Genomic DNA, 26,998 nt, shown 5'->3' with positions numbered 1-26,998 from the left:
ATTAGGAGGTTAGTTAGTTTGATTGAGGAAAATCTTTTTAGTGTTAGAATGAGAGCTTCCAAGAATGGGGCACATGAAAATGGTGGAAAGCATATTTCTGGCGGTGAACAAATTTCAACATACAGTCATTTGAAACATACCGTAAATGTCCTGTTAGACAAAGCGTTAACTCATTCTAAAGGAAATCCTGATTTTATGCAGATTCAACTTGAATTAATTGATGAACCGATTACAAAATGCGAACCTTTACATATTGAAACGATTGAAGTGGAATCGGTAGAAGAAGGGCAATTAATAGCTAGGAATCTTTTAGAAAAATCAGGGGTTCCGAGAGCGTGCATAGAAAAAGCCTACCAGCAAATGAAAGAATGTTCCGGGCTTAGAGGGGCGATTTTGTTTGACATACATACTGGGGAACGCATCGATGATCGCAGCGACAAAGGTGTTCGCGTTTCTAGAATGGACTGGTTCACCACGAATTATGAAAAATGGGCTAACTACTACAAGATGCCTGTAAGTCAAAGGGTGAAGGAGGCGCTTGTTCTTGCAACAAAGGTAAATCGGCACCCCGCAACTGTGGCAGAATTATGCTGGTCAGATGATCCTGAATATATTACAGGTTATGTTGCAAGTAAAAAGGCAGGTTATCAGAGAATCACGAGGCTTAAAACATACGGTGATGAACAAGGCTGCCGAATCTTCTTTGTCAATGGCTTGAGTGATCTTGATTCATACATACACTACTTAGAAAAAGAGCCACTAATCATACAATGGGAGGAAGGAAATGATGAGCGAGTTAATTAAAAAAAGTAAAAAGTATCTTTGGCTACCGTTCACACAAATGAAAGATTACGACGAAAATCCGTTAATCATCGAAAGTGGCAATGGCATAAAAGTGAAGGACATCAATGGGAAGGAATATTATGATGGATTTTCTGCCCTTTGGCTTAATGTTCATGGGCATAGAAAAAAGGAATTGGATGAAGCGATCAAGAAGCAGCTTGATCTCATTGCCCATTCGACATTATTAGGGATGACAAATGTCCCAGCAACAGAGCTTGCTGAAAAACTAATCGACATAAGTCCTGAGAAGCTAACGCGTGTTTTTTATTCAGATAGTGGGGCGGAAGCGATGGAAATCGCTCTGAAAATGGCGTTTCAATATTGGAAGAATGTCGATAAACCAGAGAAGCAAAAATTTATTGCCATGCAAAATGGCTATCATGGCGATACGATTGGAGCCGTTAGTGTTGGTTCCATTGACCTTTATCATCAAGTGTACGGACCGTTAATGTTTGAGGGCTTTAAAGCACCAATACCGGATGTCTATCACTCAAAAAGCGGTGATCCCGTACAGTGCAGAGATGAATGCTTACATATTCTTGAACAACTGTTGATGGAACATCATCATCAGATTGCTGCGCTAACGATTGAATCAATGATCCAGGGGGCAGGTGGGATGATTGTCATGCCTAAGGGATTTTTGTCAGGAGTACGGGCGCTTTGTACAAAATATGATGTGTTAATGATTGTGGATGAAGTAGCAACCGGGTTTGGTCGTACAGGGAAAATGTTTGCTTGTGAACATGAAGGTGTTCAGCCTGATTTAATGGCTGTTGGAAAAGGGATTACAGGAGGCTATTTGCCAATTGCCGCTACCTTAACAACAGAGGCGATTTACGCAGCATTTTATGATGATTATCAAAAACGAAAAACATTATTCCATGGTCATTCTTATACTGGAAACCAGCTTGGATGCGCTGTTGCTCTTGAAAATTTACGTTTATTTGAAGCGGAAAACATTGTAGAAGAGGTAGCTGAAAAGTCAGAGTATCTCAACTCACTCCTTGAAGAGCTTCAATCGCTTCCATCTGTAGGTGAAATTAGACAGCTTGGTTTTATGTGTGGAATTGAGCTCGTTTCTTCAAAGGAAACAAAGGAACCCTTTCCTGCTGAAGAACGGATTGGCTATCACGTGACATTGAAAATGAGAGAGCTTGGTATGTTAACAAGACCATTGGGTGATGTGATCGTCTTTATGCCGCCACATGCAAGCACAAGAGAAGAGCTATATGAAATGGTTGCCATTATGAAAGAAGCAATTGCGGAAGTCACGAGCGGAGTTACTAATGCTAGAGCTTGATGAATGGTTATGTCAACATCTAAATAAAACAAAAGAGGCGGGTTTGTATCGCAAAGTGCGAACGATGAATACGGCACCTCGTTCTACTATGTTGATCGATGGCAGAAGACAGATTGTTTTTTCATCGAATAATTATTTAGGGCTGGCGAACAATCAACGTTTGGTTACTGCAGCAGAAGCGATCCTCCATGAATATGGAGTAGGAAGCAGCGGCTCAAGATTAACGACTGGTCATACCGATTGGCACCACAAGATTGAGGAGAAAATCGCCAGTTTTAAGCAAACTGAGGCAGCCCTTCTTTTTTCAAGCGGCTATTTAGCAAATGTCGGCGTGTTATCAACATTACCTAAAGAAGGCGATGTCATCTTAAGTGATCAATTAAATCACGCGAGTATTATTGATGGATGCCGTCTATCAAAAGCAAAGACAGTCGTTTATAACCATATTGATATGGATGATCTTGAAAAAAAATTGAACGAAACAGCCTCATATAAAAGGCGTTTTATTGTAACAGATGGCGTTTTTAGTATGGATGGGACAATTGCTCCTCTTGATCAGATGATCTCACTTGCAAAACGTTATCATGCCTACACGATTGTTGATGATGCTCACGCAACTGGTGTTTTAGGGAAGAATGGACGGGGGACAAGTGAATATTTCGGTGTCCGTCCTGATGTGGTGATCGGAACCTTTAGTAAAGCCATTGGGACAGAAGGCGGTTTTGTTGCTGGTTCGCACGTTTTAATTGACTTTTTGCTAAACAATGCGAGAACGTTTATTTTTCAAACCGCTATGCCCCCGGCAATCTGTGCTGCTTCCTATGCTGCGTTGGAAGTCATTGAAGAAAGTTATGATAAACGTCAACAGTTAGTTTCTAATGTGGAAAAAATAAAAACGAGTTTAATAGAAATGGGTTATCTCGTAAAGGGTGATCTTACTCCGATTATTCCTGTGATCATAGGCGATCCCAATGAGGCAGTCGGTTTTTCAGAAAAGCTGCAGGAAAAGGGGATCTATGCACCTGCCATCCGGCCGCCAACTGTACCGGAGGGAGAAAGTCGTATCAGGTTAACTGTCACATCCGATCATACGGCGAAAGAAATCGATTACTTGCTGGAGTGCTTTCAATTCATTGGAAAAGAGCTGAGCATCAAATGATGAATGGTATTTTTGTTACAGGAACTGATACAGATGTGGGAAAAACAATTATTTCTAGTGGGCTTGCAGCGGTATTAAATGAGAAAAAGATCGATGTTGGCGTGTTTAAGCCATTATTAAGCGGTATTTCTCGTGAGGATCCTGCAAGTGATACAAGCTTGCTAAAAAAACTGTCCAAAACAACTTTATCGTATGAAGAGATTACTCCCTTTGCATTTAAAGAACCGCTTGCTCCGTATGTAGCAGGAAAACTGGAGGGGAAGAATGTAACGAGCGAAGAGGTATTAAATCATTGGGAAAAGATCAGAAGAAAACACGAATTTTTTATCGTAGAAGGGGCAGGCGGTATTTCAGTCCCACTTGGAAAACAATTCTTAGTTAGTGACCTAATAAAGGCGATGCAGCTGCCGCTGGTGATTGTAGCTCGACCGAATCTTGGCACAGTCAACCATGTTTTTCTAACCGTCCAATACGCAAAAAGTCTTGGTCTACCTGTTGCTGGGGTCGTAATCAACGGGATCAGTGATCATCCAGATCTTGCAGAAAAAACAAACCCAGAGTTAATTGAAGAATTATGTGGTGTACCTATTTTAGGCATAACGCCAAAACTGAAAGAAGTTACGATAGAAAACATAAAGAAAATCGTAAAAGAGCACATAGATGTGACATTATTACTTAATGAAATGGGGATAAGATCATGAATAAATGGATGGAACTAGCAGATCAAGTATTAGAGGGCAAGGAAGTAACAAATGAGGAGGCTCTTTCCATTTTAGAGTGTCCAGATGATGATGTGTTATTACTCATGCATGGGGCATTTCAAATTAGAAAGAAATATTATGGGAAAAAAGTAAAGCTCAATATGATCATGAATGCAAAATCTGGAATTTGTCCGGAAAACTGTGGCTATTGCTCACAATCATCGATTTCAACAGCTCCAATTAATACGTATCGAATGGTCAATAAGGATACCATCCTTGAAGGAGCAAAGCGTGCCCATGATTTAAATGTAGGGACATACTGTATTGTAGCCAGCGGCAGAGGCCCTTCAAATAAAGAGGTTGATCATGTTGTTGAAGCAGTAAAGGAAATAAAAGATTCATACGGATTAAAAATCTGTGCTTGTCTTGGACTGTTGAAGCCAGAACAAGCGAAGCGTCTAAAAGAAGCAGGAGTAGACCGTTACAATCATAATATCAATACATCTGCAAGCAACCATGCGAACATTACGACATCACATACGTATGATGATCGCGTGAATACGGTTGAGATGGTAAAAGAATCTGGTATGTCGCCATGTTCAGGTGTGATTGTCGGCATGAAAGAAACGAAGCAGGATGTAGTAGATATGGCTAACAGCCTAAAAGCTCTTGACGCGGATTCCATCCCAGTTAATTTTTTACATGCCATCGACGGTACGCCACTACAAGGAGTAAAAGAATTAAACCCGCTTTATTGCTTAAAAGTGCTAGCATTATTCCGCTTTATTAATCCTACAAAGGAAATTCGAATCTCTGGTGGACGTGAAGTTAACCTTCGTTCCTTACAGCCGTTCGGGCTTTACGCAGCCAATTCAGTTTTCGTTGGTGATTATTTAACAACAGCTGGGCAAGAAGAAAGTGATGATTATAAAATGTTACGTGACCTAGGATTTGAGGTTGAATCAGTAGAAGAAATGAAAGCTCTTTTAGCTGCAGAAAAATAAAGCGAGACTTATCGGATATTAACGGGCAGTTATCTCTCCCAGCGATTCTTGTCTACTCTAGCATAGAGATGGAGGTACTGCCTCATGCGGGATAACAAAAAAGAATGGTTGTATGTGAGCTATCCATCTATGTACAACCATTTTGATCATGTAAAGGAGGGCTAAGATGAAAACATATTATAAGCAAATCATAAAGGATTCATTTACATCTACTAAGTTTTTTCAAAACCCTTATCCAGTTTATGAAGAGCTTCGATCCATACACCCGATTTGTTGGGGAAATATGATGAAAAATCCAGGCTGGTACGTAACTGGATATAATGAAGCAATGATGATTCTTAAAGATACCCGATTTCAAAATCGCATCCCGTTACCCCAGACATCGAAAAAATATGAGTGTCTAAAAAACATTCAACATGACATGATGCTTTTTAAAAATCAACCTGACCATAAGCGGTTGCGTTTCCTTGTTAGTAACGTCTTTACGCCGAAAAAGGTTGAGTATCTTCGACCTTTTATTCACGATACAGTAAACGATTTACTGCACCAGTTTCAACAACAGAAATCAATAGATGTCGTTTCAGACTTTGCGTTTCCTTTAGCAAGTCTTATCATTGCGAAAATAATAGGAGTTCCTCAAGAAGAGCGATATCAATTCAGAAAATGGTCGGCAGACTTGATTCAAACCATTGATTTTACTCGTTCGAGACAGGCGTTAGACAATGGAAATGCAATGACAATCATCCTAAGGGACTATTTTAAAGGACTGATTAAAAAACGGAAAAACAGCCCTGAAGAGGATCTGATCAGCTTGTTAATAAAAGAGGAACAGCAAGGGGATCGGTTAACAGACGAGGAAGTAATAGCAACTTGCATTTTGCTTGTTATTGCCGGTCATGAGACAACAGTCAATCTGATTAGCAATTCAATCGTTCTCTTATTGAAACATCCAAAGCAATTAATGGAACTAAAGGAAAAACCATTTCTGATTGAAGGGGCAGTTGAAGAGATTCTGCGCTTTGAGAGTCCAACACAAATGACTGCTCGGATTGCTTCGGAAGATATTACAATCAATCAAACAACAATGAAAAAAGGTGATCAAGTATATATTCTATTGGGAGCTGCAAATCACGATCCAAATAAATTTCAAGATCCCCATTTATTTGACATCATGAGGTACCCGAATCCCCATCTTGCATTTGGATATGGATCACATTTTTGTTTAGGTGCCCAACTAGCACGTCTAGAAGCTCAAATTGCGATAAATTCACTACTAGCATGGAAAGATAACCTTAAATTAGCTGCTCCTGACTTGCAATGGAGGAAACTGATCGGGTTTAGATCGTTATCTGAACTTCACATTACATTTGACTGAATTAGGAAAGAATATCGAGTGGTAGGTGACTGTCCAAGACTTTGATATTGGGTGTTCCTTCCATTTTAAAAAGTGGTTAAGGACAGTCCCAATAAACCTAAGAAGAAATGCCACCCTATTTCATTTATATCGTATTGTTTGATTTAATTGAGATGAAATTTTCAGGATATTCAGTTGGGTTTTTGAGCAAATTTGTATATTAATAATACATGGTATTTTTTCATTATGGTAACTGTTAATTCCATGGGACGTTCATTTTTGAAACCAACAGTGGAATAGAGCCAGTCGTATCATTTCTTTATGATGATATAGCTGGTTTTTATTTTTCAATAAATCAACTAAGGAAAGGAGTTGATAAGGTGAAAATTATGTTTTATGAAGTTACAATAAACATAGAAAAGGAAATGTCTAAAAATGAATAAACTACAACTTTTTACACAGGAGTGGTTAAGTCAAGAATTAGTAACTTTAGTGGCGTTTCGTGACCGTTTTCTGAAATTTGGAGCCGAACCGGTCACTGTTGGTGGCACTCTATGTGACAATAGCAACAAAGTTTGCGAAAATAGCCTTTAATTAAAATATCAATATTGAATAATGGTTACTGAATTTTCTATTAGTTATTTATTACTTTCCTTGTTTCTTCTAACGGTGTAGGATAAGAGAGGAAAAAAGAACTTAGTAGTAAAGGTGGTTAGGATTTATGATTCAAAATCCAACAGGAAAAGAGCGGTTAGCTTTGGCATTTCTATTAGGGATGCTTGGAATGCTAGGACCGTTAAATATTGATATGTATTTACCGAGTTTCCCCGATATTGCGAATGATTTAGGGACTTCTGCATCGCTTGTACAGCTAAGTTTAACAGCGTGTTTGATTGGTCTTGCAGTTGGTCAGGTCGTTGTTGGACCAATTAGCGATGCCCAAGGGAGACGGAAGCCTTTGCTGGTATCGATTTCATTATTTGCGGTATCATCACTTCTTTGTGCATTTGCTCCGAATATTACCACATTGGTTGCAGCGCGATTTTTACAAGGTTTCACTGCTTCAGCAGGGATTGTTCTTTCGCGAGCAGTTGTACGTGATGTGTTTAGTGGAAGAGAGCTTTCGAAATTTTTTGCGCTATTAATGGTTATAAATGCCACGGCACCAATGATTGCACCAATGGCTGGTGGAGCCATCTTGCTTTTGCCATTTGCAAGCTGGAATACGATTTTTTACTTTTTAAGTTTGCTTGGACTTGTCATTGTTCTGATCGTTGCTCTGCGATTAAAGGAAACATTACCGAAAGAAAAGCGAATTCCAAGTTCGGTCGGACATTCCGTTCGTACAATGGGAAGTTTGATGAAGGATCGTTCTTTTATTGGCTACGCATTGACCGTTGGCTTTATTCATGGAGGTAGTTTTGCTTATGTATCAGGAACTCCTTTCGTTTACCAGGGAATCTATGATGTATCACCTCAAGTATTTAGTATTTTATTTGGGATTAATGGTCTAGCGATTATTTCGGGGAGTTTTATCATCGGGCGCTTCGGTGGAATCGTTGGAGAAAGACGCTTGCTTCGTAATGCAGTCATCATTGCAGTAAGTGCTACCTTTATTCTACTTATCATGACCATAATCAAAGGTCCGCTGGCAACTCTTGTCATTCCGATTTTTATTTACATGACCACTATGGGAATGATCCTAACAAGTTCGTTTACACTGGCGATGGAAAAACAAGGGCATCGCGCAGGAAGTGCAAGTGCTGTATTAGGTTTACTCCCGTTATTACTTGGATCAATGGTCTCACCTCTTGTTGGGATTGATGAGACGACAGCAATCCCGATGGGTGCTATATTATTTAGTACTTCTTTTATTGGTGCTATTGCTTTCTTTTCATTAACAAAGAAAAAGAACGAAAATGAAACAAGTTTAAGGTACAAAGTTGAACTGTAACCCGAATATTGGACACTTTTAAAAAAGGAGTCCAATTCGGGTTTTTCTTTTTCCAAAAACAAATTTGTGTTTATAGTCAATTAAACAAAGATGGGTGAGGTTATTTTTCGAGTAAAATTATTTTTACAAAGGAGCAGGTCAATCAGTTAGAAGTAAATCAAAATGTAGTAAAAGTCTCTAAACGAGCTATTACATAAATCTCAAGTAGACTTTCCAGGTCAATACTTGTGTTTTTTTCGTCCATTAATTTGTATTAAATTAGAAATTTTCAAATAGTTTATCTTGAAAAAAAATATAGTTTAATTAAGATAATCATATAAATGTGTTTTTTCTTTGTATAGATAAATTTAGGAAGCATTAGCAATACGTCTATGCACACCAGGATTTGGGGATACGACAGATTTTGATGCGATTTAAAAATACTATCATTTGTCGATTGCGATTTTTCCTGAAAAAATGACGCGCAATACTTGCCTAAAGGACCTGATTTATTAGGATAAGAATTCACTATACAATCGCTACAACTTAAGCAACAAGGAAGAAAAATTTCTAGTCCGTGAGGGAAATGAAACAAAGGGGGAACTGATAATAGATGAATATTCGTGATGCTTTAAAGGATGAATTGTATCATATCAGGAAACAAAGAATACATGCATATAGTGAACATGCAGAAGCTGTTTCAGAAGAACATTGGCAAGCATTAAAACAAGGAATTTCTTCTGAAGTGGATCTACTACCAGGTGTTGAACTGATTGTTACAGAACTAGATGGAGTAATTGTAGGCAGTGTTGCCTTATTTCCTCCAAAAGCGGATGCCTATGAGGGGGTTATAGATGAGCTTGATTATTCTGAGATTAGATTACTAGCTGTTACTCCAGAAGCTCGCGGAAAAGGCGTTGCGCAAGCATTGGTTCATGAATGTATAAAACGCACGAAGGAAAAAGAGTTCGCTACAATTGGTCTCCATACTGCAGACTTTATGAATAGCGCCATGAAATTATATGAACGAATTGGTTTTGAACGACACCCACAATACGATTTTGAGCCAGCAAATGATGGTGTAGTAGTGAAGGCATTTCGACTATCGATTTAAGACGATTGTTCAAGATTAAAAGATAAATAGAAACATGGGACATACCAATCTGGTCATGTCCCATGTTTTATTGTGATAAACGGCGTATTTGTGCTTGGTGATTCCGAAAGTATATTTGTTCTAGCAGTTATCCTCTCGAGAATCAAATTTTTTTATTGCTATTTTTATTCAAATTAAAAGGAGATGAAATTCCATTATTCGTGTCAGAAACTTTTAAGCAATTAGTGGAAGAAAGTAATATTACTGATTGTGACTTTCTAGAAATAAGAACTATCTTATAATTTTTCAAGAACCTTAGAGGGATAACCTTTAAGGTTTCTTTTTGTGTGGGGCTACCCAGTGCCGAATAAACTATTCTTAATCATGAGAATAGATGTAAACAAAAGGGAGTGCGTTCAATCGTAGACCAGGATGCCAGGGGGTCACAAAAGTAAAAACGATCACTTCTTTGGATAAAAAACAGAATATATGATCACAACGGAAGATCGAATCATTACAGCCGTAAAGGTAAATGATGGGGCTTAGGTAGATGGAACTCAGTTTCAAGAGTGAATCGAATGAACCAAGAAAAGTGGAATCACCATAGAAGAAGTGTATGGGGATAAAGCCTATTTTAGAAAAACCATATTAGATAAAATCAAAGAATTAGAGGCAAAACCTTATATACCAGTAAGCGCAATGGCCTACAAGATAGACGAAGAAAGATTCAGTTACAATAAAGATTCCAATGAATGGTTTTGCGATCAGGGGAACAAAACAGACAAAAAAGAATAAAAGAGGGCAAGAATTCTATAAATATTACTCTGACAAGGAAAAATGTAGAAATTGCCCATTTAGGGAAGATTGTATTAAAAAATCCAAAACGATAGGGAGAGTGTTAACAGTAGGAATCAATACCGCGGAATTCTATGGGTACAGTCAGGAACAAAAGACTGAAGAGTTTCAAGAGAAATATAAAAAAAGAGCTTGTCAAGAATGGGAAAATGGAGAGATGAAAAATTTCCATGGGTTAGATCGTGCCAGGGGCTACGGTCTAAAAAGCATGTCCACACAAGCAAAATTAACGGCATTAGCCGTTAACTTAAAGAGGATAGCACACATACTATCCTCTTTCACTCCGTTTTTATTTCATTTTTTTACCAAATTATTTATAAAAATAGAGTACATTATAAATATTCTAATTATTAGGAGGTGTATTTCGGTGGTCTAGAAGCGTCCCTTTGCTCTTACGTATTTATTTCGTAGGTGGGACCATTTTACGCTTACGACTTATATAGTATTGATTTAATCACTTTTACTTTTTTTTAGTAAATGGTTTCATACCCGATCTCCATGAATATTAGCATGATTCATTACAGCTCCCTCTCAAGTGTCTTCCTGAGGGGGGAAGGAACTTTTATTTTGATCAAAAATTCAAGAGATAAAGGCAGTTCTATTTTCTTTTAGAGTAAAGGTGCTGGTTCATTTCCTTTACTTCTTTGTTTAGGGATTTAAGCAGACTAGTCATCATCAGGAGCATAATAATTGAAAAAGGTAACGCAGCCACAATCATTGCATTTTGAAGCGCTGTGAGACCACCAGAATAGAGCAAAACTAAAGCGGTAGCAGTCAGTAAAATCCCCCAGATGATTTTAATTCTATTTGTTGGGTTAGGTGATCCATTTGTTGACATCATGGCTAATACATATGTGCCTGAATCCGCCGATGTAATAAAGAAGGTAACGACAAGAATAATGGCCACAATGGACATCAACATACCTAATGGGTACTGATCAAAAACGCCAAATAAAGATTCTTCCAATGCTAACGTGGATATGGAAGCGATGCCCTTAGCTTCAAGTGACATAGCTGTCCCTCCAAAAGTTACGAACCAAAAGAATCCGATAAGGGAAGGGATCAGTAAGACGCAGAACACAAACTCCCTTATACTACGCCCCTTTGATACTCTGGCAATGAAAATTCCGACAAATGGGGACCAAGCAATCCACCATGCCCAATAAAATATCGTCCAGGAATTGATCCATGCTCTACCTTCTTCATTCATTGGTGCAAGTCTAAAGCTCATGTTTGGCAAGAACTGCAGATAAGATCCAATAGAATCTGTAAACAAATTTAATATAAATAAAGAGGGCCCAACAATAAACATCAATGCGAGAAGGAGAATCGCCAAAATCATATTGGCGTTACTTAAAAGTTTTATTCCCTTACCAAGCCCAGATAAAGCAGACAAAAGAAATAATATAGTGACAATTACAATAATAATAAATTGAATCCAAAAACTAGAGGGAACGCCGAAGAGATAAGAAAGTCCTCCATTAATTTGGGCTGCTCCAAATCCAAGTGTAGTGGCAACACCAAAAACGGTCGAGAGTGTGGCTAGGATATCGATAAGTTTTCCTACCATTCCATTTGCTCGCTCTCCGATGATCGGTCTTAAAGTAGCACTAATTAACCCAGGTTCATTTTTCCTGAACGTGAAATAAGCCAGTATTAAGGCAACGATTCCATAAATAGCCCAAGCGTGAAGTCCCCAGTGAAAGAAAGTAAATCGTAGAGAATCCTTTATGGCTTGCGGGGTTCCGGTTTCACCAGTTGGTGAGCTAACGGCAAAGTGACTAATGGGTTCAGCTGACCCGTAAAAGACAAGTCCAATGCCCATCCCAGCACTAAAAAGCATGGCGATCCATGTGGGTCTGGAAAATTCGGGTTTATCACCTTGTTTTCCCAATGTAATGCGGCCAGCAGGACTAATGAATAAATACAAACACACGATTAGAAAGATCGAAACAATAATTAAATAGTACCACCCAAAACTGTTAGAAATGAATGACTGCATGCTTGCTGTTACATTTTCGAGCAGTTGGGGGGCAATGATTCCGAAGGTAACAAGAAGCACTAGTACAACAGCTGAGTAGATAAATACTGAAGATAGTTTGTTTTCCATGATTTCATATAAACTCCTCTCCATGTGAAGATGTCGTTACAGATTAATAGTGAGAACGTAAAAAAATATAGAGGGTTTTGATCATATGTATGATGTATCTCTTTGATAAGCATTTGACCTTTATTATTATGACTTATAACGGCAAAAATACACATGGAAAACAAGAATCATCTTGTCTGTCATATGTCTTGGAAAAGCCTTTCAATCAGGTAATAAAGGACAAAATGGATGGGAGTCAGGTCCAGCTTAAAGGGGAAGAAAATAATGATTGGTAAAGATTATTTATTTTTGAAAGATGAAAGCTAATTAAGGATTGTCATTTTTCTGAAAAATGATAATATTAAACTTAAATTTATTTTTCTAATATAGAGCTCGCACGAGTATTAGTCATTTGTTAGGGGTTAAAAAATGAGGAATCACTACACGAACACAGCAACGGCTTTGTACATCAATTATTTTTTATTGGGTATGGTTAATATTATCTTGGCTTCAAATATGTCTCATTTAACGGAACAATGGGATACGGATCAAGCAGGTATTAGTTTCATTATATCTGCAATCGGAATTGGAAAATTGTTAACGTATGCATTATCTGGCGTTCTATCGGATAAATTAGGTCGAAAACCGCTTGTCATTTTTTCTGCACTTGCAATGGGGATTTTTTTAGTAGGGACTCCATTGTCGCCAAGTTATCAATTGGCATTTGTATTTGCGCTGATAGCAGGAATGGGTAATTCAGCTATGGATGCAAGTTCATATCCTGGTCTATCTGAAATTTTTCCAAAATCGGCCGGTTCAGCAAATGTGTTAGTAAAAGCGTTTATGTCTGCAGGAGCAGCGCTGCTACCGTTGATGATTTTGTTTTTTTCTAATCACAATCTGTATTTTGGCTATGCGTTTTTTGTTCCAGCAGCCATTTTCCTTCTTAATTTTATCTTTTTATTTGCAGTTTCATTCCCTGATCACAGAAACAACAAGAAGAGCAAAGGTGATAACGATTCAGTAACAGAAAAATTTAAATCGGAACCTAGTTTCAAGAAGGAAGGACTAGCCCTTATAGTCATTGGCTTTACTTCAACAGGCTTGTTTACCGTCTCACCAATTTGGATGCCATCTTTTGGTCAGGAAGTGGTAGGGATGACACTAGATCGTTCGATTACATTATTAAGCTATTATAGTATTGGCGGCCTCATTTCTGTGATCGTTTTATCGGTGTTATTGAAAAAATTCCTAAGTCCGGTAACGGTCATGTTGATTTATCCTATCATTACGTTTATTTCGATTTTAATTATCTTGACCATTAAGATACCGATTGTTACTTCCATTACCGCGTTTTTTATTGGTTTATCGACAGCAGGGATCTTTCAGTTAGCGATTACAGTCATGACTGAATTGTTTTGGAAGAAAAAAGGGACTGTGACAGGAATTTTGGCAACGGCATCTGGACTTGCTTCGATCGTAATGCCTTTGATTACAGGATTAATGGCAAAGAGTGGAAATATTTCGATTATCTTTATTTTCGACGGATTACTCGCAGTCATAGGCTTTATTGCTGCATGTTTTGTCTATTATAGATATAATAAAATAACCAATAATAAAAAGGATGAAGAACAACCACTACTTCGTTTAGCAGATTGAATCCATACGAGATATCGAGCATAAGAATGCTTTCATAAATGGATCTTGTTTGGAACTGTTATTTTTTAGAGTGCTTGGCAACATCTATTATTGTTTGGAAAAATGAACTTCAATCTTATATCCTAGAAAAGGGATTATTAAAAAAGATAATAAGGTTGTAAAATGTTTTACAGGAGGAATCACATCATGACTACAACACAAGTCACGCAAAATCAATCAAGCTTTTTTGACGTTATAAAGGAACGTCGCTCTGTTCGTGCTTATGATCCAGCAGTGAAAATTTCCCGTGAGGAAATGACTGAAATGCTTGAGGAAGCAACATTGGCTCCATCTTCCTCGAATCTGCAACCATGGCGTTTTCTAGTTATTGATTCACCGGAATTGAAACAAAAGTTATTACCAATCGCATTCAACCAACAACAAGTCGTTGAAGCATCTGCTGTTATTGCTGTTCTTGGAGACGTAAAAAGCTATCAAAAAGCCGAGCAAATTTATGGACAAGCAGTTGAAGCAGGTTATATGGCGGCTGATACAGCTACATCATTCATCGAAAGATCTGTTAAGACATACTCAGGCTTACCATCAGAAGTCGCTCGTCAGATCGTTTACACGGATGGTGGTCTAATCTCAATGCAGCTTATGCTGATTGCTCGAGCTAGAGGGTATGATACAGTTCCAATGGGAGGCTATAACAAAGCGAAATTCGTTGAAGAATTCGGCATCTCAGAACAGTATGAATCGGTCATGTTAATTGCCATTGGAAAAGCAGCTAAGCCTGGACATCCGACTACACGTCTTCCTATCGGGGATGTTACGTTCTTTAACGAAATGCCAACGGAATAGGTCGGATGAGACAAATCTAAAACACATGACGGCGGCTATAACGACTAATTTTTTGGGAGTTATAGCTGCTTGTTATGTCATCTTACTTTTTTGAAGTTGACTTTCTTAATCCCCAATAAAGTCAAATAATCTATGCCTCAATTCATTCCGTTTTTCCACGATTAAGAACTCATACATGACTCTGTAGAAATACCCCTCAAATGTGGAATGAATTCTTCCCATTTTTTTCATAAAAACAGTTTGCTTAAAGGCATCGATTACTTTGTCCATCACATCAGCCAAACAACGTTCTAACTTCATTTTGTTATAGACAATTAGCACTCGTTTCCACAGTTTGTAGATTTCAACGGCATTTAGAAAAGGCTTTGCTGCTTGGACAAATTCCTTGTGAACAGATTCTGGTAGAAAGCTAGTATCTAATTGATGATCGTGGATTAAGTCTGACTTTTCTTTTTGAGTAGATTCTTCAAGCTTAAGATAATGACTATTTTTCGAATTCCTTACGTAAGTAGGTTTAGTTTTATTCTCACAGAGTGAGCTTTGCTTATTCTCTGTTTTATTAGGTGTGACAGGTGCCGTGACATCGAGGGGTGACACATTATTTTTCATATCATCAATTGATTGAAATGGCTGGATGACAAGTAGGTTGACTCCTTGCTTGCCGTTCATTCTTGCCGTTGGAATTTTCTTAATCACGCCAAGACTTTCAAGCTGTTTCGTTGCACGAATGACTGTTCTACGGCTTATCTGCACTCCGTCGGCAATCGTATCGTATTTGGCAAATGATACACCAATCACTTTTACAGAATGGCTCCAAATAAATTTTAATACTTTCATCGTTCCCTCTGATAGAGATGATTTGTGTTTATATAAAAATCCGCGAACCGCTTGATCCATTTCTGCGATTGTTGAAAAAGATTGATAAGATTGAATGATGTCAAAGTTAAGCTTGTCCATTAGTAAACTCTCCTTACATAGATAAAAGTTTTCCACTATCTATATATCTTTTAAAGGGTGGGAGAGTAGCGTCTAATTTGAAAAAAATTTGTAGCGGGAACAGGGCAATATTCAAGTTGAAAATTATTTTAAACAAGTCTTGCCTTACATGTGATCAGGAAGTTACAATGGTGAGTGGTAAAAAATTCATTTGGACGGAAGAGTTAGCAAGTGATCTAATTTGGGAGGGAAAAATGAATGATAAGATAAATTTGTAAGAGAGGATGAAAATGAAAATGAATAATCATGAAGGCTCGGCAGTTCCAGCAGACAAACCGACAGGAAATTTATTTGCAAACCGATTTGTTGTAGCGATTATGGCTTCAAATTTCTTGCTACAGCTTGGTATTTGGGTAAGGAATTTTGCAATTTTATTATATGTAACAGAAATGACGAATAATGATCCATTGTATGTTTCGTTGATTTCTGTTGCAGAGTTTGCACCAATCTTTATTTTTTCTTTTATTGGAGGAACGTTTGCAGACAGGTGGAGACCTAAACTTACAATGGTTTGGTGTGATTTGTTATCTGCCGCTTCCATTTTTGTCGTGTTACTAACACTTATTTACGGTTCGTGGCAAATGATTTTCTTGGCGACATTTGTTTCAGCAATTTTATCTCAATTTTCGATGCCATCAGCGATGAAATTATTAAAACAACATGTACCAGGTGAACAATTACAATCAGTCATGGCTATGTTCCAATCGTTAATGGCCATCTTCATGGTCATTGGTCCAGTCATTGGCGCATTTGTTTATCAAAAGTTCGGTATCTATACGTCCATAGCTGTAATGGGATCGATGTTCTTACTATCTGCTATTGTTTTATTTACTCTCCCACGTGATGAAAAGAAAGCGAAAAAAGATGAAGCAGATAATTTTAAAAAAGAGCTTGCAGATGGTTTTCGATATGTGATGTCAAAGAAAATACTAAGATCGATGGGATCCATTTTTGCAGTTTGTGGATTAGCAGTTGGGCTTATTTCTCCCTTAATGATCTTTGTAACGATTGAAAAACTAGGACTTCCTAAGGATTATCTTCAGTGGTTACTCATGGCAAATGGAGTCGGTATGCTACTAGGGGGCGGCATTGTTTTCGCCATTTCAAAGAAAATCTCGCCACAAAAGCTACTTGCAATCGGTATATTTGCAAGCATGATCGGGACAATCGGTGTTGGCTTGTCAACAAATTTCGTCTTAACGCTTCTTTTACAGCTTTTTAATGGTTTGTTTTTCCCATGCATTCATATTGGGATCAACACGATCATCTTAAAAAATTCGGATGAGGCGTTTATCGGCCGTGTCAACGGTGTACTCACTCCGTTATTTATGGGGATGATGGTCATCGGTATGTCCGTGGCTGGAATCATCAAGGTGCCGATGACATTAACTGGTGTGTATTTACTATCAGGAGTATTATTTTTACTTGGAACATTGTTGACGATTCCAATTATGAAATTAAAGGAAGAAAATACATTTGTAAAACCAGTTTTGGAAGATAAATAAGCAATGGTGATTTTAACCTACAATTTATAAGAGAACGAGCTTGGGAATCTCAAGCTCGTTTTGTTATTTTTACCGTTTATTCATTAAAGTCTATTTAGACTTCAATAATAATTGGAAGAATCATTGGTTTTCTCTTTGTTTTTTCAAATAAAAATGGTCCTAATGATTTTTTAATGCTTTGTTTCAGCACATTCCACTGACGGATGTCCGTTGCTAGAAAGTCATTAACAGATGCTTCGACAAGGCGATTAACCTTTCTGAGGAGATCATCAGAGTCTCGAGCATACACAAAACCACGAGTAATGGTATCAGGCTGTGAAATCATTTTTCTCTCCGATTTACTGATCGTTAATACAATCACGATCATTCCATCCTCAGATAGCTGCCTGCGATCTCGTAAGATAATCTCCCCAACATCACCAACACCAATTCCGTCTACATAGGTATTTCCTGATGGGATTTTCCGAGTCTGACGGGCTTCCTTATTTTCAATATCAACCACATCACCATTGTTAATAATAAATGTATGATCCTTCTCAACTCCAACGGACTCAGCTAGTAACTTGTGATGATGGAGCATTCTAAATTCTCCATGAATTGGGATGAAATAGGTTGGTTTCATTAGTGTAATCATCAGCTTTAAATCCTCTTGGTAACCATGTCCTGACACATGCATGCCTGTTGAACTTCCGGATCCGTAAATAACATTAGCACCAAGTTGAAATAAGTTGTCGATGATTCGTGATACATTCCGTTCATTTCCAGGTATTGGTGATGCGGCTAAAATAACTGTATCTTCAGGTAAAATCTCTACACCACGAAAAGATGATGTCGACAAGCGAGAAAGGGCGGCCAATGGCTCTCCTTGACTTCCTGTACAAAGAATCACTACTTTTTCTGGAGCCATAGCATTGATTTCATGTGGTTCGATCAGCATACCTTCGGGAACTTGTAAATAACCACGTTCAATCGCCACATCTATCACATTCACCATACTTCGACCAAGCAAGGCAAGCTTTCGATTTGTCTTAATTGCCGCAGAAACAACTTGTTGGACTCGATTCACATTCGAAGCGAAGGTAGAGATAATTACTTTCCGTTTGGCTTTCATAAACGCCTCAACAATGTGGTCACCAACAAGCCGTTCAGTCGGAGTTAAACCAGATCGTTCTGCATTTGTACTCTCAGATAAAAGCAATAACACACCTTGCTGACCAATTTCAGCCATTTTATGTATATCTGAATATTGATTGTTTACCGGAGTTAAATCGAATTTGAAGTCCCCGGTATGCACGACATTTCCTTCTGGTGTATGAAAGACAATGCCCAAACAATCAGGAATACTGTGGCTTGTTTTGAAAAAGGATAAACTGATTTCATCAAACTGAATTTGCGAATTCGAATCAATCAATACAAGTTCAGTATCTCTGAGAAGCCTATGCTCAGTTAATTTTAATTCAATTAAACCTAGGGTAAACTTTGTCGCATAAATCGGTACATTTAATTTTTTGAAAAAGTAGGGAATTCCGCCGATATGATCTTCATGCCCATGTGTAACAATCATCGCTTTGATCTTATCTTTATTTTCAAGTAGGTAAGTAAGATCAGGAATGATTAAGTCTATTCCTAATAAACTTTCATCTGGAAACTTTGCCCCACAGTCGATGATAATGATTTCGTCGGCATATTGGACCACATACATGTTTTTACCGATCTCATTGATCCCGCCTAAGGCAAAAATGGATAATCTATTCTTTCTTGTGTCCAAGTTTATGTCCTCCAATTTTACTTTTATTCATAGTATTATCCTATTTTGTCTTTATTTATGAGGTAGTCGAGAATATTCGGGACTTTAGTCATGAGATGAATAGTTCAAAATGGTCAACTTCCTTCAAACCAATGGAAAGGGGTGCTCTTTAATATATATGAATCGATTAAAGCAGTACGTGAATTAAAGAAATAGTATCCCAACTTGAAAGATGTGGAAAGTATTACTTTACAAAAGCCTGTCGAGAACATTCATGATGCTTATACGATTTCGGTAGTGGAGCTAGTCTTTAATTTGGCAAATCAAATGGTCTAGGTTTTTTAAAATTGTAAAAAGTTTGTTACTGTTGTCCGCATCTCTTTAGTCCCACTAGATCAAGATTATTTCAATTTTTGATTTAATTCAGCCATCCACCATATCGATCCCAACAACCAACAAAAATTCGAATTAAATGAAAGCTATAAGTACACACTATTTTATTATGTGAATGGAATCCATTAATTCCCTGAATTTCTTATTGGCAGGGTATATCATGGTTACTTTCTCTAAAATTGAGCAGATGTACATATCTAAGCTCGTTTTATCGCAGATTAACGGGCAGTAAGTCCCTCACTTCAAGAATTTTTAATGAATAAAGAAAGATAAGAGGGGGACAAACTGCCCGTAAAGGCCCTAAAGGAACACAGACTAAAATCGCCACGTCGTCTGGCAACGGATGTGTGACCCATATCCTGTGGCCGCATCAAACCATCAGTGGAAGAAGAAAACCCCCACTGATGGAAGATTCAGTTTATCTTCTTTGAGAAGGGATGTAGTTATGAAAACGCATGGATATCCAGTTGCACAAGGTTTGTATCATCCTGAATATGAACATGAAGCCTGCGGGATCGGGATGGTGGCTAATATTAATGGAAAAAAGACACATGAGATTGTTGAAAATGCAATTACCATTTTATGCAATTTGGAACATCGGGGAGGGCAATCAGCGGATATCAGTACTGGCGATGGAGCAGGTATCCTGACACAAATTCCACATACTTTTTTTGAGAAACAATGTGAAAAAGATAACATCCTTCTTCCGAAAGAAGGTGGATATGGAATTGGCATGGTTTTTCTTCCCCAGGATCCGGAAGTAAGAATCCAAATTCAAAAATTAGTCAGAAACATCATTGAAAAAGAAGGACAAATCTTTCTTGGATGGCGGACTGTTCCGGTCAATGATTCATTTGTTGGTGACCTGGCTAAGAAATCAAAACCGTTTATTCGCCAACTATTTATTGCCCCATCCCATGATATTAAGGAACAGAATGTTTTTGAAAGAAAATTATTTGTGATTCGAAAAAGATTAGAAAAAGAAATTCTTACCTCAGATATTGAACATCATGAAGGATTTTACATTTGCAGCTTATCGACAAGAACGATTGTGTATAAAGGCATGTTAATTCCAGAACAACTAGACTCCTTTTATATTGATTTAAATCATCGTGATTTTAAATCGGCCTTAGCTCTCGTTCATTCACGTTTTAGTACGAATACATTTCCAAGCTGGGAACGATCACATCCCAATCGATTTACGATTCATAATGGCGAATTTAATACAATTAAAGGGAATGTCAATTGGATGCAGGCTAGGGAAGGGCAATGTGAATCGGAACTATTTCATGGGGAGGATTTTCAAAAGCTCTTCCCGGTGATAGATACGAATGGTAGTGACTCTTCGATGTTTGATAATTGTTTTGAGTTTCTTCACCATTCAGGACGTTCACTCGCTCATACAGCCATGATGATGATTCCTGAACCATGGACTCATGATGCAATGATGGATCAAGAAAAGAAATCCTTTTATGAATATCATAGTTGTCTAATGGAACCGTGGGATGGGCCTGCAGCTGTTGTATTTACTGACGGAAAACAAATAGGGGCATGCCTTGATCGAAATGGACTACGTCCGGCAAGGTACTATGTAACAAAAGACGGAATGATCGTCTTAGGATCTGAAGTGGGTGCATTAGATATTTTTGTTGAGGATATTGAAACGAAAGACAGGCTTCTTCCTGGAAAGATGCTTCTTGTCGATTTAGAAAAAGGACGGATTATTCCAGATGAAGAAATCAAAAAGCAAATTTCGTCAGAACTGCCTTATCAAGATTGGTTATCAGAGCATTTAGTTCACTTAAATGACCTACCTGAAACGGGTGATGATCAACAAAAATTTACCGCAGAGGAACGTATAAAACAACAACTCGCAGTTGGATATACGAATGAAGAGTTAAATAAAATGATAAAGCCTATGGTTACGGATGGCAAAGACCCGATTGGCTCAATGGGTAATGATACCCCGCTTGCCGTTTTATCAAAAAAACCGCAGCTTCTCTATAACTATTTCAAACAACTATTTGCACAAGTAACAAATCCTCCAATTGATGCGATAAGAGAGGAAGTCATAACGTCTGTGATCACAACGATTGGGCCTGAAAGAAACCTGATCAAACCTGAGCCAGAAAGCTGTAAACAAATTCAGATCGATACTCCAATTTTGACAAATAGTCAGCTAGAAAAACTTTATCAATCAGACTTTACGTGTGAGACGCTATCGATACTATTTCCAGTTGAAGATGAACTTCCTGATTTTGCAAAACAATTAGATGATCTATTTGCTAAAGCTGATACTGCAATTGAAAAGGGAGCATTATTGCTTATTTTATCTGACCGTGGAGTAAATGAAGAGTATGCAGCACTACCTGCTCTGCTTTCAGTGTCAGGATTGCATTACCACTTGATTCGTAGTGGAACACGTTCGAAGGTAAGCATCGTAATTGAATCTGCAGAACCGAGAGAGGTCCATCATTTTGCAACATTACTTGGGTATGGAGCAGAAGCAATCAATCCGTATTTAGCATTTGAGTCAATTAGAGGTCTAATTGAAATAGGAGACTTACGTGACACAGAATTTGTTAAAGCGGTTGAAGTTTATAGAAAGGCTGTTACGGATGGGATCGTTAAAGTAATGTCGAAAATGGGGATCTCAACGATTCAAAGTTATCGGGGCGCACAAATATTTGAAGCCGTTGGCATTCATCAAGAAGTGACCGATAAATACTTCACAAATACCTCATCACGAATAGGTGGTATCGGACTGGATATTATCGCCAAAGAAGTCGTGATGAGGCATAATAAAGCATTTGAAGATTCAAGAGACATAAAGAAGAGATTAGAATCAGGTGATGATTTCCAATGGCGCCAAGACGGGGAAGATCATCAATACAACCCAAAAACGATTCATTTGCTACAACATGCTTGTCGGACAAATAATTATAAACTCTTTAAAGATTACTCAAAACTACTTACAGATACAGATCGCAATCTACAATCGATTCGAGGGTTGCTTTCCTTTAAGAAAAGAGATGCGATCTCGATAGACGAAGTTGAATCAGTAGAAGACATTTGTAAAAGGTTTAAAACGGGTGCAATGTCGTATGGTTCTATCAGTAGTGAGGCTCATGAGACGCTTGCCATTGCAATGAATCGGATCGGAGGAAAGAGTAACTCTGGGGAAGGGGGAGAAGAGTCTAGTCGATTTACACCTGATCCGAATGGTGATCTAAAACGAAGTGCTATTAAGCAAGTTGCTTCTGGCCGTTTTGGAGTAAGTAGTCATTATCTTGTCAATGCCGATGAGATTCAAATTAAAGTGGCGCAAGGTGCAAAACCTGGAGAAGGGGGTCATCTCCCCGGTAAGAAAGTGTATCCATGGATTGCGGAAGTGAGAGGCTCAACACCAGGTGTAGGTTTGATTTCACCTCCACCGCATCATGATATTTATTCAATAGAGGATTTGGCTGAATTAATTCATAATTTGAAAAATGCAAATCCAGCTGCCAGGATTAGTGTCAAGCTTGTTTCAGAAGCGGGTGTTGGTACAGTTGCAGCGGGTGTGGCAAAAGGTCGAGCAGATCTTGTTCTCATCAGTGGATATGATGGTGGAACTGGGGCTGCACCAAAAACAAGTTTAAAACATGCGGGTATACCTTGGGAAATCGGGCTTGCGGAAACACATCAAACGTTACTGTTAAATCGATTGCGTGATCGAATCATAGTTGAAACAGATGGAAAATTAATGACAGGTCGAGATGTTGTTATTGCTGCATTATTAGGAGCAGAGGAATATGGATTTTCAACGGCGCCTTTAGTTGTCTTAGGGTGTGTTTTAATGAGAGTTTGTCAACTTGATACATGTCCTGTTGGGGTTGCGACACAAAATCCTGACTTACGAAAAAAGTTTACTGGAGAAGCAGACCATGTTATGAATTTTATGAGATTCATTGCTTCTGAGGTGAGAGAGCTCATGGCAGACCTCGGATTTCGAACAATGAGGGAAATGATTGGTAGAACGGATGTACTAGAGGCTAATCAAGCGCTTACCCATTGGAAAGCGAAAGGAATCGATCTAAGCGCGCTTCTCTATCAACCAGACGTACCTGAAACGGTTAGTCGTTATGCGACCATTGAACAGGTTCATGGACTTGATAAAACATTAGATAAACAAGAATTAATTCCATTATGTAAAGAAGCGCTTGAAAACCAAGAACCGGTGGAGGCAACTTTCTCGATTCGGAACATTAACCGGGTCGCAGGGACGATGCTCGGATATGAGATAACAAAACGATATGGTGCAAAGGGGCTTCCTGAAGACACGATTCGTCTCACCTGTACAGGCTCTGCTGGGCAAAGTTTTGGCGCATTTATTCCTCCTGGTTTGACAATGAGACTTGTTGGAGATGCCAATGATTTTATTGGAAAGGGATTGTCGGGCGGGAAAATTATTGTCCATCCTTCAAAGAGAAGCACGTATATACCAGAAAAAAATATAATTATTGGAAATGTTTCTTTTTATGGAGCAACTGCAGGAGAAGCCTATATCAATGGAATTGCTGGAGAGCGTTTTTGTGTGAGAAATAGTGGTGCCCATGTTGTTGTTGAGGGTGTTGGAGACCATGGTTGTGAGTATATGACAGGTGGGACGGTTATTGTTCTCGGGACGACTGGGAAAAACTTCGCAGCAGGCATGTCAGGTGGAGTTGCTTATGTTTTAGATGAATCAAATGAATTTCAAGTGAAGTGTAATAAGGAACAGGTTTATCTCCATTCAATTGAGGATGAGCATGAACTCGGAACGGTTTATCATTTTATCGAAAAACATGTTCAATACACGAAAAGTCCACTTGGTAAACGAGTTTTAGAAAACTGGGCTGATATGAAAAGGAAATTTGTTCGTGTGATTCCGAAAGATTATCTAGAGATGACAGAGAGAATTAAACACTTCCGATCAAGAGGATTAAGTGATCATAAAGCTGCACTCGCTGCATTCGAAGAAGGAAAAAAAGCAGTAAATTTAATAAAAGATGGAGGGTGAACGATGGGAAAGCCAAATGGATTTCTAGACTATCAACGTCAAGCTAGACCCGAACGTGACCCTGTAAAACGAATAGAAGATTGGAAAGTTTATACATTACATCTTGATGAAAAAGAGTTGAAACAACAAGGTGCACGTTGCATGGACTGTGGTGTTCCAACCTGTCATACAGGTACGATGTTAAATGGAATGACTTCCGGTTGTCCTGTTCATCACTTAATCCCAGAGTGGAATGATTTAGTTTATCAAGGGCAATGGAAGGAAGCTTTGAAATGCGAACATGAAAGAAATAACTTTCCTGAGTTTACAGGGATGGCTTGTCCTGCTCCTTGTGAAGGTTCATGTGTTCTAGGAATAAATGAACCACCGGTTGCCATCCGTTCTATTGAGCTTGAAATTATTGAAAAAGGGTTTAAGGAAGGCTGGGTAAAGCCGGAGCCTCCAGACATTCGGACTGATAAAAAAGTTGCCGTCATAGGTTCTGGACCAGCAGGTTTAGCTTGCTCCGCTCAGTTGAATAAAGCAGGTCATAATGTCACAGTTTTTGAACGTCATGACCGAGTTGGAGGTCTTTTAACCTACGGAATACCTGAAATGAAGCTTCCCTATTATGTTGTTGAACGACGTGTAAATCTTCTTAAAGCAGAAGGGATTACGTTTGTGACAAATACAGAAATAGGCAAAGATTATCCAATGTCTACACTTCAATCAGAATTTGATGCTGTCATTCTATGTGGTGGGGCTACGAAGCCTCGTGACTTACAGGTCGAGGGGAGAGAGTTAAAAGGAATCCATTATGCTATGGATTTTCTCCATGCGAATACGAAAAGTTTATTAGATTCAAAACTTGAGAATGGAGACTATATCTCTGCAAAAGACAAAGATGTCATTGTAATCGGTGGGGGAGATACAGGGACAGATTGTTTAGCTACTTCTGTCAGACATAAATGCAAAAGCTTAACACAGTTTGATATATATGAAAAAAAAGGTGACGTCCGACCTGATGATAACCCGTGGCCACAGTGGCCAGTTATTCATCGAGTCGAATATGGTCAAAAAGAAGCTGCTGCTATTTTTGGAGAAGATCCACGCGCCTATGCTGTGATGACGACAAAATTTGTAGGCGATGAAAATGGGCATGTCAAAGAAGTTCATACCATTGACGTTGAAACGACAATGTCTGAAGATGGACGACGTGTTCGTAAAGAGATACCTGGAACAGAAAAGGTATGGCCTGCACAGTTGGTCTTACTAGCAATTGGATTTAGTGGTCCAGAGGAAGGCTTTCTCCAGAATCTTGCTGTTGAAAGAGATGAACGTTCAAATGTGAAGGCTGAGTATGAAACATACAAAACAAATATTAAAGGTATTTTTGCTGCTGGCGATATGCGTCGGGGACAAAGTCTCATCGTATGGGCTATCAATGAAGGTAGAGGGGCTGCAAGAGAATGTGACAGATATTTAATGGGTGAAACTAGGTTACCTTAAGATTATACCAGCTACCTATACTTATGGTAGCATCAAGAAATAAAGGAATAAAAACGACTAGCTCACTCTTACATTTGGCGATGAATGTAGATGAGCTAGTTTTTATTGTACTTGCTTTGTCAAGCGGAACGCTGTAATCGTATATTATTTTATATAAAACTCTGTTCCATCACCGTTGGTTGGAGGATGAGCGACTTGGTTATGCACATTGTATCTGAATATCGTCTTGAATTACCTCAAACGAGGAGAGATGCGTTCGATATGTTTTTTACAAAACGATTCTTAAAATAGTAGAAAAACAAAAGGAAAGTATCATCCATGGTTATTGTCCTTTTGTTGTCCACGATGCCCCTTATTGTTTAAATATTTCCTCAAGACTATTCATAAATTTGATAAAAAGACAATATAGTTATGTTTACTTCTTTATAGCTGTCTGCCTTGGGCTTGTAATGGGAATGATTCATAACTTCGCGTTTACATCTGTTCATGCACAAATAAATTTATTAGGTTGGGTTTCAATGGAAATATTCGGTATTATTTATTCTATCTACCCACGAGCAGCAGAATCAGGATTAGCACAAACTCACTTTTGGTTACACAATAGTGGTGTACCATTGATGCAAGTTGCTCTTTTTATTCAGATTCTTACAGGTAATCAAGCAATCATAATTGGTTCCATAATGGTTGTTGTTGGTACACTTTTATTTCTTATTAATGTTTTCAAAAAAAATAATGCAAATCAGTCTATTGTAATGAACAAAGATATTACAATGTAAACATAGAATAATAAAAGATCCCTAGAGTTTTAGGGATCTTTTATTATTCCTTTAAATTCCAAAAAGTTATGATGGATGTCAATTGTTCGAAAGTTATACATCCATCTACTTCTATTAGTCTTGAAAAATAATAAAGCACAAGTTAGATACGATTTTATTATTTATTATTCTCCTCTTGTTTTTCAATACTCTCAATAACTGATCTATAACGGATTGGCC

17 protein-coding genes and 1 pseudogene are annotated in these 26,998 nt (G+C 38.2%); 15 read left to right on the top strand and 3 right to left on the bottom strand.

Annotated elements, in window-relative coordinates:
* The first annotated feature begins 18 nt into the window (after positions 1-18).
* The 9 genes and pseudogenes from bioW to K9V48_RS09020 all read left to right on the top strand — a co-directional run.
* Entirely contained in the window at positions 19-804 is a 786-nt protein-coding gene (bioW, locus tag K9V48_RS09060) for a 6-carboxyhexanoate--CoA ligase (RefSeq protein WP_224138499.1), read from the top strand.
* The gene (gene bioA, locus K9V48_RS09055; RefSeq protein WP_224138497.1) at positions 785-2,143 is read left to right on the top strand and encodes an adenosylmethionine--8-amino-7-oxononanoate transaminase; all 1,359 of its coding nucleotides are present in this window, start codon (positions 785-787) and stop codon (positions 2,141-2,143) included. Before bioW ends, bioA begins: the two co-directional genes overlap by 20 nt.
* Complete coding sequence (bioF, locus tag K9V48_RS09050; RefSeq protein ID WP_224138495.1) at positions 2,130-3,302, top strand: 8-amino-7-oxononanoate synthase; 1,173 nt, start codon at positions 2,130-2,132, stop codon at positions 3,300-3,302. The genes bioA and bioF overlap by 14 nt, the downstream gene beginning before the upstream one ends.
* Entirely contained in the window at positions 3,302-4,003 is a 702-nt protein-coding gene (gene bioD, locus K9V48_RS09045) for a dethiobiotin synthase (protein WP_224138521.1), read from the top strand. The genes bioF and bioD overlap by 1 nt, the downstream gene beginning before the upstream one ends.
* Positions 4,000-5,007 (top strand): biotin synthase BioB, encoded by a 1,008-nt coding sequence (gene bioB, locus K9V48_RS09040; RefSeq protein WP_224138494.1) that lies wholly within the window; start codon positions 4,000-4,002, stop codon positions 5,005-5,007. The genes bioD and bioB overlap by 4 nt, the downstream gene beginning before the upstream one ends.
* Positions 5,008-5,173: 166 nt before the next feature.
* Positions 5,174-6,382 (top strand): cytochrome P450, encoded by a 1,209-nt coding sequence (locus tag K9V48_RS09035; protein ID WP_224138492.1) that lies wholly within the window; start codon positions 5,174-5,176, stop codon positions 6,380-6,382.
* Between the two features lie 700 nt (positions 6,383-7,082).
* Positions 7,083-8,315, top strand: coding sequence for a Bcr/CflA family efflux MFS transporter (locus tag K9V48_RS09030; RefSeq protein ID WP_224138490.1), 1,233 nt, complete (start codon positions 7,083-7,085; stop codon positions 8,313-8,315).
* A 592-nt stretch (positions 8,316-8,907) separates the two neighbouring features.
* A complete protein-coding gene (locus K9V48_RS09025; protein ID WP_224138488.1) occupies positions 8,908-9,408 on the top strand; it encodes a GNAT family N-acetyltransferase in 501 nt (166 codons plus the stop codon).
* A 377-nt stretch (positions 9,409-9,785) separates the two neighbouring features.
* Positions 9,786-10,519 (top strand): annotated as a pseudogene (locus K9V48_RS09020) (transposase); the annotation flags it as partial.
* A 321-nt stretch (positions 10,520-10,840) separates the two neighbouring features.
* Here the strand turns inward: K9V48_RS09020 and K9V48_RS09015 are convergent.
* The gene (locus tag K9V48_RS09015) at positions 10,841-12,352 is read right to left on the bottom strand and encodes a glycine betaine uptake BCCT transporter (RefSeq protein ID WP_224138486.1); all 1,512 of its coding nucleotides are present in this window, start codon (positions 12,350-12,352) and stop codon (positions 10,841-10,843) included.
* A gap of 408 nt (positions 12,353-12,760) precedes the next feature.
* On the opposite strand from K9V48_RS09015, the gene K9V48_RS09010 reads away from it, so the two are divergent.
* Positions 12,761-13,990, top strand: a complete 1,230-nt coding sequence (locus K9V48_RS09010; protein WP_224138484.1) for an MFS transporter — start codon at positions 12,761-12,763, stop codon at positions 13,988-13,990.
* A gap of 186 nt (positions 13,991-14,176) precedes the next feature.
* Positions 14,177-14,833: a nitroreductase family protein gene (locus K9V48_RS09005; RefSeq protein ID WP_224138482.1), complete on the top strand. Its 657-nt coding sequence runs from the start codon at positions 14,177-14,179 to the stop codon at positions 14,831-14,833.
* A 105-nt stretch (positions 14,834-14,938) separates the two neighbouring features.
* On the opposite strand, the gene K9V48_RS09000 is transcribed toward K9V48_RS09005, so the two are convergent.
* Positions 14,939-15,790 (bottom strand): helix-turn-helix domain-containing protein, encoded by an 852-nt coding sequence (locus K9V48_RS09000; RefSeq protein ID WP_224138480.1) that lies wholly within the window; start codon positions 15,788-15,790, stop codon positions 14,939-14,941.
* 275 nt (positions 15,791-16,065) lie between these two features.
* Between K9V48_RS09000 and K9V48_RS08995 the strand changes: the two genes are divergently transcribed.
* On the top strand, positions 16,066-17,334 hold the full coding sequence (locus K9V48_RS08995) for an MFS transporter (RefSeq protein WP_438803878.1): 1,269 nt from the start codon (positions 16,066-16,068) through the stop codon (positions 17,332-17,334).
* Positions 17,335-17,428: 94 nt separating this feature from the next.
* Here K9V48_RS08995 and K9V48_RS08990 read toward each other — a convergent pair whose 3' ends face one another.
* The gene (locus tag K9V48_RS08990; protein WP_224138476.1) at positions 17,429-19,102 is read right to left on the bottom strand and encodes a ribonuclease J; all 1,674 of its coding nucleotides are present in this window, start codon (positions 19,100-19,102) and stop codon (positions 17,429-17,431) included.
* An 817-nt stretch (positions 19,103-19,919) separates the two neighbouring features.
* Between K9V48_RS08990 and gltB the strand changes: the two genes are divergently transcribed.
* From gltB to K9V48_RS08975, 3 genes are all read left to right on the top strand, one after another.
* Positions 19,920-24,515 (top strand): glutamate synthase large subunit, encoded by a 4,596-nt coding sequence (gene gltB, locus K9V48_RS08985; RefSeq protein WP_224138474.1) that lies wholly within the window; start codon positions 19,920-19,922, stop codon positions 24,513-24,515.
* A 3-nt stretch (positions 24,516-24,518) separates the two neighbouring features.
* Entirely contained in the window at positions 24,519-26,003 is a 1,485-nt protein-coding gene (locus K9V48_RS08980) for a glutamate synthase subunit beta (RefSeq protein ID WP_224138473.1), read from the top strand.
* Between the two features lie 455 nt (positions 26,004-26,458).
* A complete protein-coding gene (locus tag K9V48_RS08975; protein WP_308012535.1) occupies positions 26,459-26,779 on the top strand; it encodes a cytochrome-c oxidase in 321 nt (106 codons plus the stop codon).
* Positions 26,780-26,998 lie beyond the last annotated feature (219 nt).

This window comes from Metabacillus rhizolycopersici (assembly GCF_020075705.1).
The sequence above is the reverse complement of the archived record's forward strand: the minus strand, read 5'-3'. Positions and strand labels throughout refer to the sequence as shown.